The sequence below is a fragment of the Variovorax sp. FW301-JW7 genome (assembly GCF_058788795.1).
Genome location: NZ_JBYTBC010000014.1, coordinates 121,455 through 138,956, shown reverse-complemented (window position 1 = coordinate 138,956; position 17,502 = coordinate 121,455). Strand labels below are relative to the sequence as shown.

Sequence of the window (17,502 nt, the reverse complement as noted above, 5' to 3'; positions counted from 1 at the left end):
CCCCCCCCCCCCCCCCCCCCCCCCCCCCCCCCCCCCCCCCCCCCCCGGCAGACCTTCCCTTCGGGTTGGCTGGCAAAGGGGCCGTCTGCGGCGTTGCCCGCGCTTGCAAGGCTTCAAGCCTTGCTGCGCACGGGCGCCTTGCAGCCAGCCCCTTTGCCAGCCAACGCAACGCTAGAAATAGTGTGAACAGGCCCTAGTCCGGTGCAGGGGCCGGGCCGCGGGTCTGGATCAATGCATCGAGCGCAAAGCCCCCTTGGCCCACCGCCAGGACGACGAAGGGGTTGATGTCGATCTCGGCCACCCACGCGCGGTTCTCGAAGGCGAAGACCGACAGCGCGGCCAGAACGCGGGCCAGCGCCTCGGTGTCCGACGGGGCCTGTCCGCGAACGCCCGCGAGCAGCGCGGCGCCGCGAATCTCGCGGATCATCGCGCGCGCCTCCGGCACGCCGAAGGGGGCCCGCCGCAGCACGACGTCCTTGAGCACTTCGACATGGACGCCGCCCAGGCCGAACAGCACCATGGGGCCGAACACCGGGTCCTGGTAGGCGCCGCAGATGGTCTCGATGCCGCGCTCGCACATCGGCGCCACGAGGATGCCGCGGATCTCGGCCGCGGGGCACGCGGCGCCGACGCGTTCGAACATCGCCACGGCCGCCTCGTGGGCGCGGTCCGGCGAGTCGATGTTCAGCACCACGCCCTGGACTTCGGTCTTGTGCGGGATATCCGGTGACACGATCTTGAGCACGACCGGCCGCTTCAGCCGCTCGACGGCCGCGCGCACGTCGGCCACGGTGGGGGCCAGCACTTCGGGCAGCGACGGAATGCCGGCGGCGGCGAGGACGCGCTTGGCCGCCTGCTCGTCCGAGACGTCGACACGCAGGCCGGGCGAGCCCATGCCTGGCGCCGGTGCCGCGTCCTCTTGCGCCAGGCGTGCCGACGCGAACGAGCGCTCGAAGCGCGACAGCGCCCCGAGCGCCCTCACCGCCCGGTTCGGGTCTTCGAACACCAGGAATCCCAGTCGCTCGAACTCGCGCACCGTTTCGACGGGGGCGACAAAGGACAGCACGCACAGCACGTGCGGATGGCGTTCGCGCAGGGCACCGAAGGTCTCGAGCAACCAGTCGGCCGAGGCCCTGGACGCGGGCGAGCTCGTCAGGAAGCACACCAGCGCGCCGAACTGCCCCGGTGCCAGGAGGATGTCGAGGCACTTGCCCAGCATGCTGCGGTCGTTGGTGAGCTGCGCGGTCACGTCGATCGGGTTGGCCGTGCCCGCAAAGGGAATGAGCGCGCGGATCTGGTCCTGGGCCGACGGGGCCAGCAGCGGCACGTCGACGCCGTACTCGTCGGCCGCATCCGCGATCTGCACGCCGATGCCCCCGGAGACGGTGACCACGCCCAATTGGTTGTTCGCGAAGGTGGGCGTCGCCAGGCAGGCGTAGGCGATGTCCAGCATCTCCTCGATGCTCCCCGCGCGGTGCACGCCGTACTGCTGGAGCACCGCGTCGTACACGGCGTCTTCGCCGGCTAGGGCCCCGGTGTGCGAGGCCGCCGCGCGCGCGCCGCTGGCGGAGCGCCCGACCTTCAGGAGGATCACGGGCTTGCCCCTGGCGCGCGCCGCCTCCAGCGCCTGCACGAACATCGGCCCGTTGCGCACGGCCTCCGCGTAGGCCACGATCACCCGCACCTTCGGCGAACAGGCCAGCCAGTGAAGGCACTCCGAGATGCCCAGGTCGACCTCGTTGCCCGTGGTGATCCAGTAGCCGATGCCGATGTTGCGCTGTCGACAGAGGTAGGCCAGGTGGCCGCCGCAGGCGCCGCTCTGGCTGACGATGGCCACCGGCCCCGGTTCGAGGAAGCCGCCGGACAGCGCCTGCGTGAAGGTGCCGTAGAACCCGATGTGCGAATTGAACACCCCCAGGCAGTTGGGCCCGAGCACGCGGATGCCGTGGCGCTGCGAGATGGCGGCGATGTCCGCCTGCATGCGCTGGCCCGCCTCGTTGGTCTCGGAGAAGCCGGCGGAAAAGATGATCGCCGTGCGGATGCCCTTGCGGCCGCAATCGTCGAGCGCGGCGCCGGCCAGCGGGGCCGGCAGCGCAATGATCGCCAGGTCGACGACCTGGGGCAGGCTGTCGACGTCCGGGTAGGAGTCGTAGCCCTGCACGCTCGCGCGGTTCGGGTTGACGACGTACACCGCGCCGGCAAAGCCCGAGCTGCGCAGGTATTTCAGGGGGCGTCCGCCGATGCGCGTCGGGTCTTCCGAGGCGCCGATGACGACGAGGGATTGGGGTTCCAGGAGTGCGGTGATGTCTGACATGGCGGATGGGGTTTCAAACGGATGCGGGTGGCACACAGGCTTGCTCAATCGACCTTCGCGCCGGACGCCTTGACGACCCGGGCCCAGAACTGCAGGTCGCGCGCCACCAGTTCGGCCAGGTGCGTGGGCGAGCCGTACGCGGCCGCATTGCCGCGCGACGCGAAGTACGCCAATGCGTCCGGCGTGTTGACCACTTTCTCCAGGGCCTTGCTGAGCCGCGCGACCACCTCCACCGGCACGCCGGCCGGCGCCATGATCCCGGCCCACCCCACCACGACGTACCCCGGGACGGTCTCGCCGACGGTGGGCACGTCGGGGAGCTGCCGCTCGCGGGCCCGGCCGGTGGTGGCCAGCGCGCGCAGCCGGCCGGAGCGGATCTGCGGCAGCGAGGTCGACATCGCATCGAACATGAAGGGCACGGTGCCCGACAGCACGTCGACCATGGCCGGCGCGCTGCCCTTGTAGGGAATGTGCGTGAACTTCACGCCCGACATCGCCGCCAGCATCTCCGCCGACAGGTGGTTCGAGGTGCCGTTGCCCGCCGAGGCGTAGTTGATCGCGCCCGGGTTCCGCTTCGCGGCGCCCAGCAGGTCCGGCAGCGTCTTGTAGGGGCCGTTGGCATTCACCACGAGCACGTTGGCGTAGTCGACAAGTTGGGCCACGGGCGTGAAGTCCTTGACGGGGTCGTAGCCGACCTTGGCGTAGACCAGCGGCGTGATGACATGCGTGCCCGAGTGCGCCAGGCCGATGGTGTAGCCGTCCTTGGGCGCGCGGGCCAGGCGCTGCATGCCGATGGAGCCGCCGGCCCCCGGAGCGTTGATCACGAGCACGGGCTGGCCGAGCTCCGCGCCCAGCTTCTGCGCGATGTAGCGGCTCATCTCGTCGGTCGCCCCGCCGGCCGGGAACGGATTGATCAGCTCGATCGGCCTGGCGGGCCATGGCGGCTTCTGCGCCAGTGCCGTGGGGATGGTGCCGACGGTGATGGCGAGCAGGGCCAGCATCGCCGCCATCGCTCGAAAGCCGGACCGCATGGATGATCTGTTGCGCATGGGTTTGTCTCTGTGATTTTGCGAAGGGAAACCCGGCCGCGCACGCCGTCGTGCGTCGCGGCATGCGGGGCCGGGCGTGCGGCGGCCTGGCGCGGCCGCCGGGTGGACTACATGCCGATCCGGTCGGCCCTGTCCACGAGGTTGCGCACGACGCGCACCGAGGCGATGTCGATCATCTTTCCCCCGTACTGTACGGCGCCGAGGCCTTGCGCCAGGGCCTCGTCGTAGGCCTTGATCATGTCGCGGGCCCTCGCCACGTCGGCCTCAGAAGGCGAGAAGGCTTCCTGCGCCACCGCCACCTGCGCCGGGTGGATCGCCCACTTGCCGACCATGCCCAAAATCATCGCGCGCCGGCATTCCTCGCGGTACGCCTCGGGGTTCTTGAAGTCGGCGTACGGTCCGTCGACGGCGTCGATCCGGTGGGCGCGCGCCGCGATCGTGAGCTTGTGGCGCTGGTAGTTCCAGATGTCGCCCGGGTAGCCGCTGGGCCCGCCGATGTCGCGGATCGAGATGCCCTGGCTCGCCGAGTAGTCGCCCATGCCGAAGATCAGGCATTCGAGTCGGGGCGTGGACGCGGCGATGGCCTCGACCTGCATCATGGCCTCGACCTCCTCGATCAGCACGTCGATGCCGATGCGCTTCGTGAGGCCGAGTTTTTTCTCCATCATCGTGAGCAGCTTGTCGACGAACTGCACGTCGGCCGCGCTCATGGCCTTGGGCAGCATGATCACGTCGAGGTTCTCGCGCGCCCCTTCGACGACCTCGATGATGTCTTCGTAGGCGTACTCGGTGGTGAGGTCGTTGATGCGCACGCAGCGCGTGGTGCGGCCCCAGTCCAGTGTGTTCAGGGCCTGCACGATCTTGGCGCGGGCCGGTCTTTTCTCCGACGGCGCGACCGCGTCCTCCAGGTCGAGGAAGACGAAGTCCAGGTCCATCTCGCTGGCCTTGCGCATCATCTTTTCGCTGGAGCCGGGCACGGACAGCTGGCAGCGACGCAGTCTTCGGGGTCGTTCTTGCATGAGGGTGTTTCCTTGGTGAATGCGCAGCGTGCGCAGGGGGTCAATCGATCGCGTGTTCGGCGCGCAGGGCCGCGATCTCGGCGGGGGCGAAACCGAACTCGCCCAGGACGCGGTCGGTGTGCTCACCGGTCATCGGCGCGCGGCGCCGGACACCGCCGGGCGTCGCGCTCATCCGTATCGGCGTGCCGGCCACGGTCAGCGGGCGCGAGGCGCCGGGCTGCTCGGTGTCGACCAGCATCTCGCGGATGCGGAAGTGCGCGTCCTCGAAGATGTCGGCGGCGTCGAACACCGGGCCGTAGGGAATCTCGCCGCCCAGCATCTGCGACAGCTGCGCCTTGGTGTGGCGCGCCGTCCAGGCGCCGACGATTTCTTCGACCTCGGCCCGGTGCTGCATCCGGCATTCGTTGGTCGCGTAGCGCGGGTCGGTGGCCAGGTCGGGGCGCCCCATGCGGCGCGTCAACGGCACCCAGAAGCGGTCGTTCGGCACGCCCAGGCTCACGAAGCCGTCCTTGGCGGGGAACAGCCCGAACGGGCACAGCATCGGGTGGCCGTTGCCCTCGGGACGCGGCGGTGTCGCCGCCGCGCTGTACTGGAACACCAGGCGCTCGCAGATGGCCAGCACGGCATCGACCATGGCCACGTCGACGAACTGCCCCTTGCCGGTGCGCTGCGCGCGCCAGCAGGCCGCCGCGATGCCGAACGCGAGGAAGGTGGCCGGGATGAGATCGCCCACGCCCGGCCCCACCTTGGTGGGAGGCCCACCGGGCACCGGGCCGGTGATGCCCATGATGCCGCCCATCGCCTGCGCCACGGGGTCGTAGGCGGGCCATGTCGCGTAGGGGCTTTCGCCGCTGCGCGGATCGCCGAAGCCGCGCAGCGCCGCATACACCAGGCGGGGATTGACGGCGGCCAGCGTGTCGTAGCCGACGCCCAGGCGTTCCATCACGCCGGTGCGGTAGTTCTCGACCAGCACGTCGGCCTTCGCCACCAGCCGCAGCAGCGCGGCCTTGCCGGCCGGCTGTTTCAGGTCGAGCGTGATCGAACTCTTGTTGCGGTTGATCGACGCGAAGTAGCCGCCGAAGCCGCGCTGCGCCATCGGGAGCGCGCCCTCCAGGTGCGGGCCGTTGCGCCGCGTCATGTCGCCCCCCGGGGGTTCGATCTTGATGACGTGGGCGCCCTGGTCGGCCAGCATCATGGCGGCATAGGGCCCGGCGAGCATCTGCGTCAGGTCGAGCACCACCAGGCCCTCGAGCGCGCCGGCGGGAGCGTTCGCGTCGGTCACTTGTGCGCCCAGTGGCTCTTGCGCTTGAGCAGGACCGTGCGCTCGGCCTCCACGCACAGCTTGTCGTCCTGGTTCACGCCGTAGTGCCTGAAATGAACGATGCCGGCGTCGGGGCGGTCCGCGTCGCTGCGCGCCAGCACCTCGCTGTAGGCATAGAGCGTGTCGCCGTGGAACACGGGGTTCGACAGGCGGATCTTGTCCAGCGTCAGCTCGCGCAGGCATTGTTCGGCCGTATCCTGCGCCGCCAGGCCGAGCACCATCGACAGGTTGATGCCGCCGAACACGACGCGCTGCGCAAAGATGCTTCGCGCATCCTGCTGCTTCATCGCGTGCTCGTTGAAGTGGCCCTCTGCCGTGTTCATCACCATGTTGGTGATGAGCACGTTGTCCATCTCCGTCACGGTCTTGCCGCGCGCGTGCCGCAGCAGCAGCCCGACTTCGAAGTCCTCGAAGTAGTTGTCGGCACTGGTGAGTTCCGCCGCCTTCATGCTGCAGCTCCCCCGCGCGCGGCCTGCGGCCCGAACGCGCGCTCCGCGATCATGGCCTCGACCTCGGACTTGCCCAGCAGGTGGGTCGCGATGATGCGCTGCTGGATCTCCGAGGTGCCTTCGAAAATCTTCGTGAGCCGCGCATCGCGCCAGTAGCGCTCGATGGGAAAGAGCTTGGTGTAGCCGGCCCCGCCGAAGATCTGCAGCGCCTCCGAGGTCACGCGCTCGGCCATTTCCGACGCGAAGTACTTGGCCATGGACGCCTCCTTGTCGCAGCGCCGGCCGCTGTCGATCTCGCTGCACACGTAGTACATGAGCTGCCGGGCGGCTTCCACCTCGGTGGCCATGGTGGCGATCTTGAAGCGGATGGCCTGGTACTCGGCGATGGGCATGCCGAACTGCCGGCGCTCGCCCGCATACGCGATCGCGTCCTCGAGCGCGCCTTGCGCCAGCCCGATGGCGCGCGCCGCGGTGTGGGCGCGCGCGCCCTCCAGGCCCTTGGTCATCAGGGGGAAGGCCATGCCCTCCTCGCCGACCAGGCAATCGGCCGGCACGCGCAGGCCGTCGAACGCAAGCTCGAAGGTCTTCCATCCGAAGTAGCCGATCTTGGGAATCATCGACCCGGTCATGCCCTTGGGAAAGCTGCCGCGCTCCTTCTCGATGAGGAAGCAGGAGATGCCCTGCCAGCGCTTGTCCGCGCTGGGCGGTGCGCTCGTGCGCGCGAACAGGGTGATGTAGTCGGCGCCATCGGCGAACGTGCACCAGTACTTGTTGCCGCTGAGCACCCACTCGTCGCCGTCGCGCACGGCGCGGCAGGAGATCGAGGCAAGGTCGGAGCCGGTGTCGGGCTCGGACAGGGCACTGGCGTTGAGGAACTCGCCGCGCACGGCGCGCGGCAGGTACTTCGCCCGCTTCTCCTTCGGCAGCGTGGAACGGATCCAGCTGCCCTGCGCCCGCGCCACGATCGACGCCACCGACATCCACCCGCGCGCCAGCTGCTCGCAGATGAGGCAGTACTCGAAGTAGCCCAGGCCCAGGCCGCCGTACTCCTCGGGGATCATGATCCCGAAGTAGCCCATGTCCGCCATCTTCCGGCGCAGCTCCATCGGGATCTCGCCGTCGGGGCCGTCCAGCCGGTTGGCGACCGGCAGCACTTCCTTCATCGTGAACTCGCGCGCGGCGTCGCGGATCATGCGACGCTCCTGGGTCATGTAACCCGATCCATCTTGAGACATGCTTATTTCCTCGTTCTGACCAGATTCGAACGCTTGAAGGCAATGACCTCCTCGCCCCGTTGATTCGTGCCGCGCGTGTGCCACGTCACGATGCCGTAGCCGGGCCGGTTGCCCGCCAGCCGTGCGGCCACCACTTGCGAGCGCGCGTGGAGCGTGTCGCCCGGGTACACCGGCTGCAGGTACGACAGTTCGTCGACCCCCAGGAACGGACCGCCCCCTTCCGAGAGGTCTTCGACGGACAGGCCGAAGACCGTGTTGAACACCAGCAGCGGGTTGACCGGCGTGGTCGGGTGCCCGTGGGCCATGGCGAAGGCCTCGCTGGTGTAGTGCGGGTTGTAGTGAAGGGTCAGCGTCGAGAACAGGGTGTTGTCGGCCGCCGTCACCGTCCGGCCCCAGTGATGGGTGAAGGTGCGTCCGACATCGAAGTCCTCGAAGCGATGGCCGCGCGCGCGGCGCGTCGCATCGGCCTTCAGTCGCGCGACCGTGAGTTCGTTGGGCGTCATTGAATGGCTTCCAGCAGGGGGTTGAGAGAAGGCGACCGGTCGAGCGCCCCGACGGCATCGACCAGGCGTTCGAAGCGCGCGGCGCCGATCACCGGTTCGGCGATCGCGCGCGCCTTGGCCTGCAGCCGCCGCCATTGCGCGCGCAGGTCAGTGGCGGGCACGGCGACGTTCGCTTCTTCGGTGAAGGTCTGCCCGCTGCGCGTGCGCAGCGTCACGCTCGCGAAGTTGCGGTCTTCGGTGGACGCGTTCATGACCAGGGCGATGCGCTCGCGCGCCGCCACGTGGCGCGGCGAGCGCGCCGTGTCGTCGGTGTAGAGGTCGAGCGCCGCCGTGTTCGCACCGTCGAGCGCGAGCGCGGCCAGGTGCTGGAGCGAGAACTTCACGCTCAACCCGGTCTGCGGCGCCTCGATGTCGCAGACACCGCGGTGGTTACCGGAAACATGGATCGTCATCGACGCCATCGCATCGAGGTCGACGCCATGGCGCTCCCGCGCCTGGCGGATGGCCTCGATCGCCGAGTGCGTGAGGTAGCAGGAGGCGTGGTACTTGAACAGCGTGCTTTCGATGGCGAACCCGCCAGCGGTGTCGATGTGCTTTGCAAAGGGCGCGCGCTCGGGGGCCATGGTTTGCGCGAAGCCCTGGACGCACTCGATCGCGCTGTCGTTGGCCGTGAAGCCGCGCGCGGCCAGCTGCGCCGCCATCAGCCCGTTCATCGCCGCCTTGCCGGCATGCAGCGGCTTGGCCATCGTCCCGAACATGCTCTTGAGTCCGGCCGCCTGCGTTGCCGCCAGGCCCAGGGCGTGCGCGGTCTGGCCGGCGTCCAGCCCCAGCAGGTTGGCGCAGGCGGCGGCGGCTCCGAAGGTGCCGATGGTCCCGGTGGCATGGAACCCGTGCAGGTAGTGGCTCGGTCCGACCATCTCGCCCAGCCGGCTTTCGATTTCGTGCCCCACCACCAGCGCGCGCAGCAGGTCCCGTCCGCTGGCGCCTTCGGCCTGGGCCAGTGCCAGCGCAGCCGGGACGACCGGCACGCTGGGATGGCCGAACATCCGCGAGGCGACATCGTCGAAGTCCAGCGCGTGGCCTGCCGCGCCGTTGATCAGTGCCGCATCGTGCGGCCTGGCACGCGCCCCGTGTGCCAGCAAGGTGCAAGGCAGATCGGCCGTGCCGCCGTAGGTCTGCACGAGCATCCGGACCAGCGGCTCGTCGGCCGCGGCGATGGTGACCGCGAGCCAGTCGAGCATCACATGGCGGGCCCATTCGAAGGCCGTGGCGCTGACCGCGCTGTCCTGGGTGTCGCTGACCCATTGCGCGAGCAGTCGCGTGACGGCGATCTGGTCATCGGGTTCGGTTGTCTTCGCGGTCTTCACGGGCGTCCTTGTGCTGAGTCGGCATGCATGGCATTGCAGGTTCGTTGCGACGAGTATTGAGCGGCCCCTCTCGCAAAGGCATCACATATGTGATGAATGAAATTCCCCCAACACCATCACATCCGTGATGAGCGAGAGCGCTCCTCCGGCCCACACTTGCTCCCGTTCAACCCCTCACTTCCCAGGAATCCACATGCCGACCCACGCCCTCCCCTTCAGGCCGCTTCGCTCCGCGATGTATGTGCCGGCCACCAACCCGCGCGCCCTCGCCAAGGCCGCGACCCTGGACTGCGATGCGGTCATCTACGACCTGGAAGACGCGGTGGCACCGGAGATGAAGGACACGGCACGCCAGCATCTCGCGCAGGTGTTCGCCGGCGCGCGCGCCGGCCTGCAGCAGGCCGTCATCCGGGTCAATGCCATCGACAGCGCGGCCTTCGAGCAGGACATGGCCACCGTGGCGCATTGCCGGCCCGACGCGGTCCTGGTGCCGAAGATCGGCTCGGCGCACGACGTCCGCTTGCTGTCCGATGCCGCCGCGCGGCACGGTGCCGCCAAGGAGCTGCGCCTGTGGCTCATGGTCGAGACCGCAGCGGCGCTGAGTGCGCTGGACGACATCGTCCAGGCCGGGCTGGCGGCCGTGCCCCGACTCGACGGTCTCGTCGTCGGCACCAACGACATCGCGAAGGAGACCGGCGTCTTCCCCGGCGACGGCCGGTGCTACCTGATGCCCTGGTTGATGGGCGTCGTGCTGACGGCCAGGCACCGCGGCGTGCGCGTGCTCGACGGGGTCTGGAACGACTTCTCGGACGCGGCCGGCTTCGAGGCCGAAGCCCGGCAGTCCGTGAAGATGGCCTTCGACGGCAAGACCCTGATCCACCCCACGCAGATCGGCCCTGCGAACGCGGCCTTCTCTCCGTCGGAGTCCGCGGTGGACGAAGCCCGCGCCATCGTCGCCGCCTTTGCGCGCGAGGAACACGCCGGGGCGGGTGTCATCAACCTGAACGGGAAGATGGTGGAGCGGCTGCACCTGGCGCAGGCACAACGGCTGCTGGCCATGCGCTCGGCCATCGATGCGCGGGCCGCAGCGGCGCGCTGACGGGCCCGGCGGCTCAGCCCTTGCCTGCGACCGCGAGCAGGCTGGTGAGCAGTTGCCGGCGCCGCTTGTGCAAGCGTTCGAGCGGCCCGCCGATGCCGATGCCCAGCCGTTGACCGCGGATCGGTGTCGGCAGCAAGGCCGCGATCACGCCGGCGCCGGGTGTCGCGAGGTTGGCGGATTCGTAGTACCCGTGCTCGCGCGCGAACGCGACCGCCCGCAGCGTCTCGGCCACCCGCGCGGGCGGGCCCGTGCGGCCAGCCTCGGCGTTGTAGCGCCGCAGCAGCAGGCCGATCTGGTCGTCGTCGCGCTGACTCAAGAGCATGATGCCGATCGCGGTCCGGTGCATCGGCCGCATCGTCCCAGGCGACAGCGAAAAACGCAGCGCGTGCTGCGACTCGCGCACGGACAGGTACTGCATCAGCACGCCGCTCTGGCGTCCCAGCAGCACGGTTTCGCCGGTCTCGCTGGCCAGCCGCCGCATCGCGTCCTGGATTGCCTCCTGCCGCGCCGGCAGGCGGGTGGCCCAGTCGCCGAGGAACGCGATCCGCACCGAGGGACAGTACTCGCGCCGGGCGCTGTCGAACTCCATGTAGCCGCGCGCCACCAGCGTCTTGAGGAGCATCGAAACACTGGACTGCGGCACGCCGAGCTTGTCGACGATGTCGGCGACCCGCAGCGGCCGGCGTTCGGCCTCGAACAGTTCGAGCAGCTCGAACACGCGAACCGCGGACTTCACCATGCCGTCGTGCACGGGACTGCCCTCTTGCCGCCTGCGGGCTGGGTGAACGGGGTGATGGGGTGGCTCATATCGAAGTTCGCTGAAAAACGATTGTGCGGCAGCCCACCTGCCCTTTCCAAGGCGCCTACCCGATGCGGGTGGCCCCTGCGCGGGCTGGCGCTGGTCTACTTTGCGCATCGACCGGCGTGGCCTTCCTGGCCCGACGCGCCGGTCCGTTCAACCTGGCTTGGAGATTCTCGATGGGCGTTCTTTCCGGTATTCGCGTGGTGGAGTTCGAGGCCATCGGCCCCGGCCCCTTCGGCACCATGCTCCTGGCGGACATGGGCGCCGACGTGCTGCGCATCGACCGTCCCGCGCCGCCGGCCGACCTGGGGCTTCCCCGGACCGAAGGCCCGCGCGTCGACATCACCGGCCGTGGCCGGCGCTCGGTGACGCTCGACCTCAAGCAGCCCGATGCCGCGGCGGCGGCACTGGACCTGATCGCCCGCGCCGACGTGGTCATCGAGGGCTTTCGCCCCGGCACCATGGAACGCCTGGGCCTGGGCCCCGAGGTGGCGCTGGCACGCAACCCGAAGCTCGTCTACGGCCGCATGACCGGCTGGGGCCAGACCGGCCCGATGGCCGAGCGGGCCGGCCACGACCTCAACTACATCGCGCTGTCGGGCGTGCTCTCGGGCATCGGAAACCAGGGCGGCAAGCCCGTGCCGCCGCTGAACCTGGTGGGCGACTACGGCGGTGGCGGCATGCTGCTGGCACTCGGCGTGGTGGCCGCGCTGCTGAACGCGCAGCGCGGGGGCACCGGCCAGGTCGTCGATGCCGCCATGATCGAAGGCGCGGCACAGCTGGGCTCGGTGTTCTGGGGGCTTCTGTCCACCGGCAAGTGGCGCGAGGAACGCGGCACCAACCTGCTCGACGGCGGCTGCCCGTGGTACGACAGCTACCGCACCAGCGACGGCCACTACATGTCCGTCGGCGCCGTCGAGACCCGCTTCTACGCCGAGCTGCTCGACAAGCTCGGCCTCGCCGATGCAGGCCTTCCCCGCCAGCACGACCGCGCCGGCTGGCCCCGGTTGCGCGCGGCCTTCGAACAGGCCTTCGCAAGCCGCAGCCGCGATGCGTGGTGCACCGTCTTCGAAGACAGCGATGCCTGCGTGGCGCCCGTGCTGGGCTTCGCGGAAGCACCGAACCATCCGCAGCACCGCGCGCGCGGCAGCTTCATCGCGGTGGACGGCGTCGTGCAACCCGGCCCCGCGCCGCGCTTCTCGGCCACGCCCTCGGCGCAACCGGCACCGGCACCCGCGCGCGGCGAACACGGCGCGAAGGCCTTGCACGACTGGGGTTTCGACCCGCAGGCGATCGAGCGCCTGCAGCGGCTCGGACTGGGCTTTCAGCCCGATGCATGAACAACTCAATCTGATGGAGAAATGATTTGAAAGCACTGGTGGCAATCAAGCGCGTCCTGGACGCGAACGTGAAGGCGCAGGTCCGCGCCGACGGGTCGGGCATCGACCTGTCCAATGTCAAGATGAGCATGAACCCCTTCGACGAAATCGCTGTCGAAGAAGCGGTTCGGCTGAAGGAAAAGGGCTTGGTCACGGAAGTGATCGCCGTGTCGTGCGGCGATGCGAAGTGCCAGGAAACCCTGCGCACCGCGATGGCCATCGGCGCGGACCGCGGCATCCTGGTCGAGACGAGCGAAGAGCTGCAACCTCTCGCGGTTGCCAAGCTGCTCAAGGCACTGGTCGACAAGGAACAGCCGTCTCTCATCATCCTCGGCAAGCAAGCCATCGACGACGACGCCAACCAGACCGGCCAGATGCTGGCTGCACTGGCCGACCTGCCCCAAGCCACCTTCGCCTCGAAGGTCGACCTCGCGGCCGACAAGGTCACCGTCGCACGCGAAGTCGACGGCGGCATGGAAACCCTCACGCTCACGCTGCCCGCTGTCATCACGACCGACCTGCGCCTGAACGAGCCGCGCTACGTGACGTTGCCCAACATCATGAAGGCCAAGAAGAAGCAGCTGGACACCTTCAAGCCCGAAGACCTGGGCGTGGATGTCAAGCCCCGCCTGAAGACCCTCAAGGTCAGCGAGCCGCCCAAGCGCGGTGCCGGCATCAAGGTGCCCGACGTTGCCACCCTGGTGGACAAGCTCAAGAACGAAGCCAAAGTGATCTGAGGAAGAAACGAACATGACCGCACTCGTCATTGCCGAACACGACCACGCCAGCATCAAGCCGGCCACCCTCAACACCGTGACTGCAGCCCTGGCCTGCGGTGGCGACGTCCACATCCTCGTGGCCGGTGCCAACGCCGCAGAGGCTGCCAAGGCCGCCGCGCAGATCGCCGGCGTGTCCAAGGTGATCGCTGCCGACAGCGCCAGCCTGGCTGAAAACCTCGCCGAGAACGTTGCCGCCCAAGTGCTGGCGATCGCCGGCAACTACAGCCACATCCTGTTCCCCTCGACCGCCAACGGCAAGAACGTCGCTCCGCGCGTGGCCGCCAAGCTGGACGTGGCGCAGATCAGCGACATCACCAAGGTCGACAGCCCGGACACGTTCGAGCGCCCGATCTACGCCGGCAACGCCATCGCCACCGTGCAGAGCACCGACGCCACCAAGGTGATCACCGTGCGCACGACCGGCTTCGACGCTGCAGCTGCCACCGGTGGCAGCGCAACGATCGAAACCGCTGAAGGCGTTGCAGACAGCGGCAAGTCAACCTTCGTCGGCCGTGAAGTCACGAAGAGCGAACGCCCCGAACTGACGGCAGCCAAGATCATCGTCTCGGGCGGCCGCGCCCTGGGCAGCGCTGAGAAGTTCACCGAAGTGATGGCCCCGCTGGCCGACAAGCTGAACGCCGGCCTGGGCGCCAGCCGCGCCGCAGTGGACGCAGGCTACGCCCCGAACGACTGGCAAGTGGGCCAGACCGGCAAGATCGTCGCGCCGCAGCTGTACATCGCCGCGGGCATTTCGGGCGCCATCCAGCATCTGGCCGGCATGAAGGACTCGAAGGTCATCGTCGCGATCAACAAGGACGAAGAGGCGCCGATCTTCTCGGTGGCCGACTACGGCCTCGTGGCCGACCTGTTCACGGCTGTGCCGGAACTCGTGAAGGCGCTCTGAATGCCGACCCCCAGCAACTGCGACAAGCGCACGCGCCCTCGCGCATAGCGCCCCCTTTCGAGGCCATGTCGCCTCCAGCCGTGCGCATGCCACCTGGACATGAGCTTCGCCTATCCGCCACTGAAACGACTCTCGCGTCCTTTTGTGAAACACCAAGCACAGCGGAAAGCGGACGGCGCGAGACCGCGTGTGACGGTCCTGAACTCTCATGCGTCATTTGCCCACGCGCGCGATCAGGCGCCACCCGGGCATACCTTGTTGCCGGAGGCACCGGAAATGGAACCATCCCACAACATCTCGATGAAATTCGAGCCTGCGCTGACCCAGGAAGAGCGCGCCGCGATCAACGATTGGCGATGGTTCGCTTCGCTTTCGCCGTCCCTGAGGCACGACCTGCTGCGCCATTGCGCGATTCGCAGGTACAACCCGCAGGAGGTGATCTGTGCCTACGGCGCCAAGACATGCGGATGGCTGGCTTGCGCCAGCGGCGCCGTGCGGATCGCCTCCCCGGGTCGCGCAGGCAAGAAGCTTGTTCTGACCTACGTGCAGCCCGGCGTCTGGTTTGCCGGACCCGGCCTCTTCGATGGAGGTGCTTCGACCCATGAAGCAACCGCGTTCGGAGCCACGACGATCCTGTCGATCGACCAGGCAGAGTTCACTGCCCTGATGGCAGCCAGTGCCGAACTTTGCGCCGCGGTGCTGCGTCTTCAGGCCAGGCACGTGCGCGAACTCTACGAGGCGCTGGATGCGGTGAAATCACTGCCGCTTCGCCCCCGCGTCGCCCGCCAGCTCGCTTCCCTGGCAAGACGACATGGTGTCTCGCGGGGCTGCGACGTCGGCGAAACGCGCATCGGCATTCGCCTGGCCCAGGAGCAGATTGCACAACTGGTGGGCTGCTCGCGTCAGCGCATCAATGGGGAGTTGAAGCAGCTTGAGCTTGCGGGTGCGATCCGCATCGACCATGAAGGCTTTGTGATCTGCAACAGGCATGCCCTGGGTGTCGAAGGACGACGACCGGAACGCAGAGGCAGTTCACGCCAGAGCTATCGCGCCGGCCGATTCGCCGACGCGTGAGGCTCGAGGTCATTGCCAGGAGAGTTCGAACGCTCATGCCCCGCGCCTGAGGCATGGCCGCACGATCTCATGGCGTCGTGCTTCAACTGGAGTGCACAGGATGTCCGCAATGCTGCGCTTGCCGACATCCCTCAGCCTCGCGCGAATGGGTACTATCGGCCAAGACCGGTCACTCGAGCCCGCGGAGAATTTTCCGAAAAGCGGAAACTCGCACAGGCCCGCTCGGCGATACTGCCGGCCGATTTCGACACTTCGGACCGACGAAATAGATGAAGCTACGTGCGACCGTGAGCGTTTCGGCAAACAGCGATGCCTACGATGGAATGGCATACATCTACTGCCGCGACCCGAGGCAGAACTATTGTTTCTCGCTCACCCGTGCAGTCGGGTCCGACGACATTGAAGTCATGGTCGTCGACCAAGTAGTGCATCGAGTCGAACGGTTGGAGGTTGCACTTCATGCATCTGGCTTCAGAGCAACGCTGAGCATGGACGCAGCTTCGCTGCTCGACGGTCACGCCGAATATGACATCGAGTTTCTGCCGGGAGACTGGAACCCACAAACCGTCAAAGAGGCACTGGCCGCAATCTTCCGAGGGAAGGAGGGCCTGAGTGCGTGACAGGCTCCCATCGGCCACAACCAGACTTTCACCGCTTCGATAAGGTCATGCCGAAAATGGAGCAACACTACGTCGACACCATGAAAGAAGAAGATCTTCAATCCCTCGCAGCTGCATGGGTCGCATCCGAGGCAAAACCCGAAGCGTTGCGTGACGAAAATGATTGGCAAAGCATTTTCGCTGTCCAGGACTTGGATGGATTTCCCGAGGTACTGTGGGCGTTTGTTTTGCACGCTTTAAAGCTGGCTGAGGGCCAAGACCTTTTGGGCATTCTTGCGGCAGGACCTTTGGAGGATCTGATCCAGGGCCATGGTCGAATATTCATCGACGAAATTGAATCCTTGGCGGAAGTCCACCCCCTCTTTGCGTCCCTTTTGCCGAATGTTTGGATTCCGCCGGCGCCCGATGAAATCACGCGACGCTACGAGGCGTTGGGATGCCAACTTGTGAGCACGCAACCACGCTAGCTAGCCTCGCTCCTGGACGCCTGCTTCGGGTCCAGCCACGACGGCGGCGCGGCCGGCTTCTGTCGGCCACAACCGGTCGATTGCACGGCCTGTCAAAATTCGATTGGCAGACGTTCAGGTGTTAAACCGCAGGGGGAGCAGGATCGGTGTCGAATCGCAAATCTAGGCATCTCGCACGCGAGCGACTTGAGCACCAAGTGGAGAGGTCCGTTGAAGACCTTGTGAGGCAGAACGGGACGGTCTACGTGGAGCGTTCTGGAGAGGGCGCACTGGACTCAATACTGGTTCAGGTTGTTCTACGAGACGCTCTCCCGGCACATGCCACGACTGCACTTCAGCGCAAGCTCCGGGAACTGTTGCTGGATCTCTTCCCACCGGTCTCTACGCCGGAGTGCTGTGCAGTGGTTGAACAATTTGGAGAGAAGTTCTATCCGTTGCATGGCTAGGACGGCGGTAGTCGGCCAAGAGCGGTCATCGCGCTTCAGCTCGTGGTTGTCATTCCTAAGTAACGCTTGACCTCCAAGCTTCCCCCTCCTGATGCAGCGCTTCATTTTTCTAGCGCTACGAACATTGCGAAATTCGTTCGTCACGGGTGCATCTATCAAGCGATAGCCATGAAGCACGAAATTATGAAATTTGTCCTTAACGCCGCTATCCCTGTACTTCTTAGCTTCGGTGTAGCGCCGCTGTCACTCGCTGCGCCTGGACTCTGTTGGATTGAAAGAATTGAATCAACGCAGGAGGAGGTACGTGTCTCCCTAGAGGAAAAGTACCTTTCTGCATTGTGGGAGATTGAACGATTCGGCGGCGTGAAGGAACTCGTCATACCGAACGCTCCACCGATTCCATTCTTCAAATTGAGGGAAGGTGACACAGCACGCCTGCGTTTAGGCAACCATGACTGGTGCGACATGGTCGGCGAGCGGAGAGATGGGGTTCTTGGCGTTGAAATTACCGCTTTCAATCGCCAAGTGGGCCTACCGCTACGCACGGTTACCCGTTTCGCCACGGATTGAAAGTGCACGTTCAACAAGAGGTCATTTCGAACGGAGCCAGCCTTCCCACCAGTCAACAGCCATTCCATCGCGAGCGCACTACCTCTTGGGGGCTCTCTCAGATAC

The 17,502-nt window shown here is 67.1% G+C and carries 17 protein-coding genes; 8 read left to right on the top strand and 9 right to left on the bottom strand.

Annotation, left to right across the window (positions count from 1 at the left end):
* Positions 1-193: 193 nt before the first annotated feature.
* From AC3WQM_RS28560 to AC3WQM_RS28525, 8 genes are all read right to left on the bottom strand, one after another.
* A complete protein-coding gene (locus AC3WQM_RS28560) occupies positions 194-2,314 on the bottom strand; it encodes an acetate--CoA ligase family protein (RefSeq protein WP_492683388.1) in 2,121 nt (706 codons plus the stop codon).
* A 44-nt stretch (positions 2,315-2,358) separates the two neighbouring features.
* Positions 2,359-3,363, bottom strand: a complete 1,005-nt coding sequence (locus AC3WQM_RS28555; RefSeq protein ID WP_492683387.1) for a Bug family tripartite tricarboxylate transporter substrate binding protein — start codon at positions 3,361-3,363, stop codon at positions 2,359-2,361.
* A gap of 107 nt (positions 3,364-3,470) precedes the next feature.
* Positions 3,471-4,382 carry an HpcH/HpaI aldolase/citrate lyase family protein gene (locus tag AC3WQM_RS28550; RefSeq protein ID WP_492683386.1) on the bottom strand — a complete coding sequence of 304 codons (912 nt, stop codon included), beginning with the start codon at positions 4,380-4,382 and terminating at the stop codon, positions 3,471-3,473.
* 40 nt (positions 4,383-4,422) lie between these two features.
* Positions 4,423-5,664, bottom strand: coding sequence for a CaiB/BaiF CoA transferase family protein (locus tag AC3WQM_RS28545; protein WP_492683385.1), 1,242 nt, complete (start codon positions 5,662-5,664; stop codon positions 4,423-4,425).
* Positions 5,661-6,152 carry a MaoC family dehydratase gene (locus tag AC3WQM_RS28540; RefSeq protein ID WP_492683384.1) on the bottom strand — a complete coding sequence of 164 codons (492 nt, stop codon included), beginning with the start codon at positions 6,150-6,152 and terminating at the stop codon, positions 5,661-5,663. The genes AC3WQM_RS28545 and AC3WQM_RS28540 overlap by 4 nt, the downstream gene beginning before the upstream one ends.
* Complete coding sequence (locus AC3WQM_RS28535; RefSeq protein ID WP_492683383.1) at positions 6,149-7,363, bottom strand: acyl-CoA dehydrogenase family protein; 1,215 nt, start codon at positions 7,361-7,363, stop codon at positions 6,149-6,151. Before AC3WQM_RS28535 ends, AC3WQM_RS28540 begins: the two co-directional genes overlap by 4 nt.
* Before the next feature lie 26 nt (positions 7,364-7,389).
* Positions 7,390-7,890 carry a MaoC family dehydratase gene (locus AC3WQM_RS28530; RefSeq protein ID WP_492683382.1) on the bottom strand — a complete coding sequence of 167 codons (501 nt, stop codon included), beginning with the start codon at positions 7,888-7,890 and terminating at the stop codon, positions 7,390-7,392.
* Positions 7,887-9,257: an MmgE/PrpD family protein gene (locus AC3WQM_RS28525; RefSeq protein WP_492683381.1), complete on the bottom strand. Its 1,371-nt coding sequence runs from the start codon at positions 9,255-9,257 to the stop codon at positions 7,887-7,889. Before AC3WQM_RS28525 ends, AC3WQM_RS28530 begins: the two co-directional genes overlap by 4 nt.
* A gap of 193 nt (positions 9,258-9,450) precedes the next feature.
* Between AC3WQM_RS28525 and AC3WQM_RS28520 the strand changes: the two genes are divergently transcribed.
* Complete coding sequence (locus AC3WQM_RS28520; RefSeq protein WP_492683380.1) at positions 9,451-10,356, top strand: HpcH/HpaI aldolase/citrate lyase family protein; 906 nt, start codon at positions 9,451-9,453, stop codon at positions 10,354-10,356.
* 13 nt (positions 10,357-10,369) lie between these two features.
* Here the strand turns inward: AC3WQM_RS28520 and AC3WQM_RS28515 are convergent, their stop codons facing one another.
* Positions 10,370-11,107 carry an IclR family transcriptional regulator gene (locus AC3WQM_RS28515; protein ID WP_492683379.1) on the bottom strand — a complete coding sequence of 246 codons (738 nt, stop codon included), beginning with the start codon at positions 11,105-11,107 and terminating at the stop codon, positions 10,370-10,372.
* A 227-nt stretch (positions 11,108-11,334) separates the two neighbouring features.
* Here AC3WQM_RS28515 and AC3WQM_RS28510 point away from each other — a divergent pair, with 227 nt between their 5' ends.
* From AC3WQM_RS28510 to AC3WQM_RS28480, 7 genes are all read left to right on the top strand, one after another.
* The gene (locus AC3WQM_RS28510; protein ID WP_492683378.1) at positions 11,335-12,498 is read left to right on the top strand and encodes a CaiB/BaiF CoA transferase family protein; all 1,164 of its coding nucleotides are present in this window, start codon (positions 11,335-11,337) and stop codon (positions 12,496-12,498) included.
* A 26-nt stretch (positions 12,499-12,524) separates the two neighbouring features.
* The gene (locus AC3WQM_RS28505) at positions 12,525-13,274 is read left to right on the top strand and encodes an electron transfer flavoprotein subunit beta/FixA family protein (RefSeq protein WP_492683377.1); all 750 of its coding nucleotides are present in this window, start codon (positions 12,525-12,527) and stop codon (positions 13,272-13,274) included.
* A 13-nt stretch (positions 13,275-13,287) separates the two neighbouring features.
* Positions 13,288-14,220 carry an electron transfer flavoprotein subunit alpha/FixB family protein gene (locus AC3WQM_RS28500; RefSeq protein WP_492683376.1) on the top strand — a complete coding sequence of 311 codons (933 nt, stop codon included), beginning with the start codon at positions 13,288-13,290 and terminating at the stop codon, positions 14,218-14,220.
* A gap of 276 nt (positions 14,221-14,496) precedes the next feature.
* Entirely contained in the window at positions 14,497-15,294 is a 798-nt protein-coding gene (locus tag AC3WQM_RS28495) for a Crp/Fnr family transcriptional regulator (protein WP_492683375.1), read from the top strand.
* Between the two features lie 269 nt (positions 15,295-15,563).
* Positions 15,564-15,914: a transcriptional repressor gene (locus AC3WQM_RS28490; RefSeq protein WP_492683374.1), complete on the top strand. Its 351-nt coding sequence runs from the start codon at positions 15,564-15,566 to the stop codon at positions 15,912-15,914.
* Positions 15,915-15,994: 80 nt separating this feature from the next.
* Positions 15,995-16,381, top strand: a complete 387-nt coding sequence (locus tag AC3WQM_RS28485) for a DUF6869 domain-containing protein (RefSeq protein WP_492683373.1) — start codon at positions 15,995-15,997, stop codon at positions 16,379-16,381.
* Positions 16,382-16,995: 614 nt separating this feature from the next.
* Positions 16,996-17,397 carry a hypothetical protein gene (locus AC3WQM_RS28480; protein ID WP_492683372.1) on the top strand — a complete coding sequence of 134 codons (402 nt, stop codon included), beginning with the start codon at positions 16,996-16,998 and terminating at the stop codon, positions 17,395-17,397.
* Positions 17,398-17,502 lie beyond the last annotated feature (105 nt).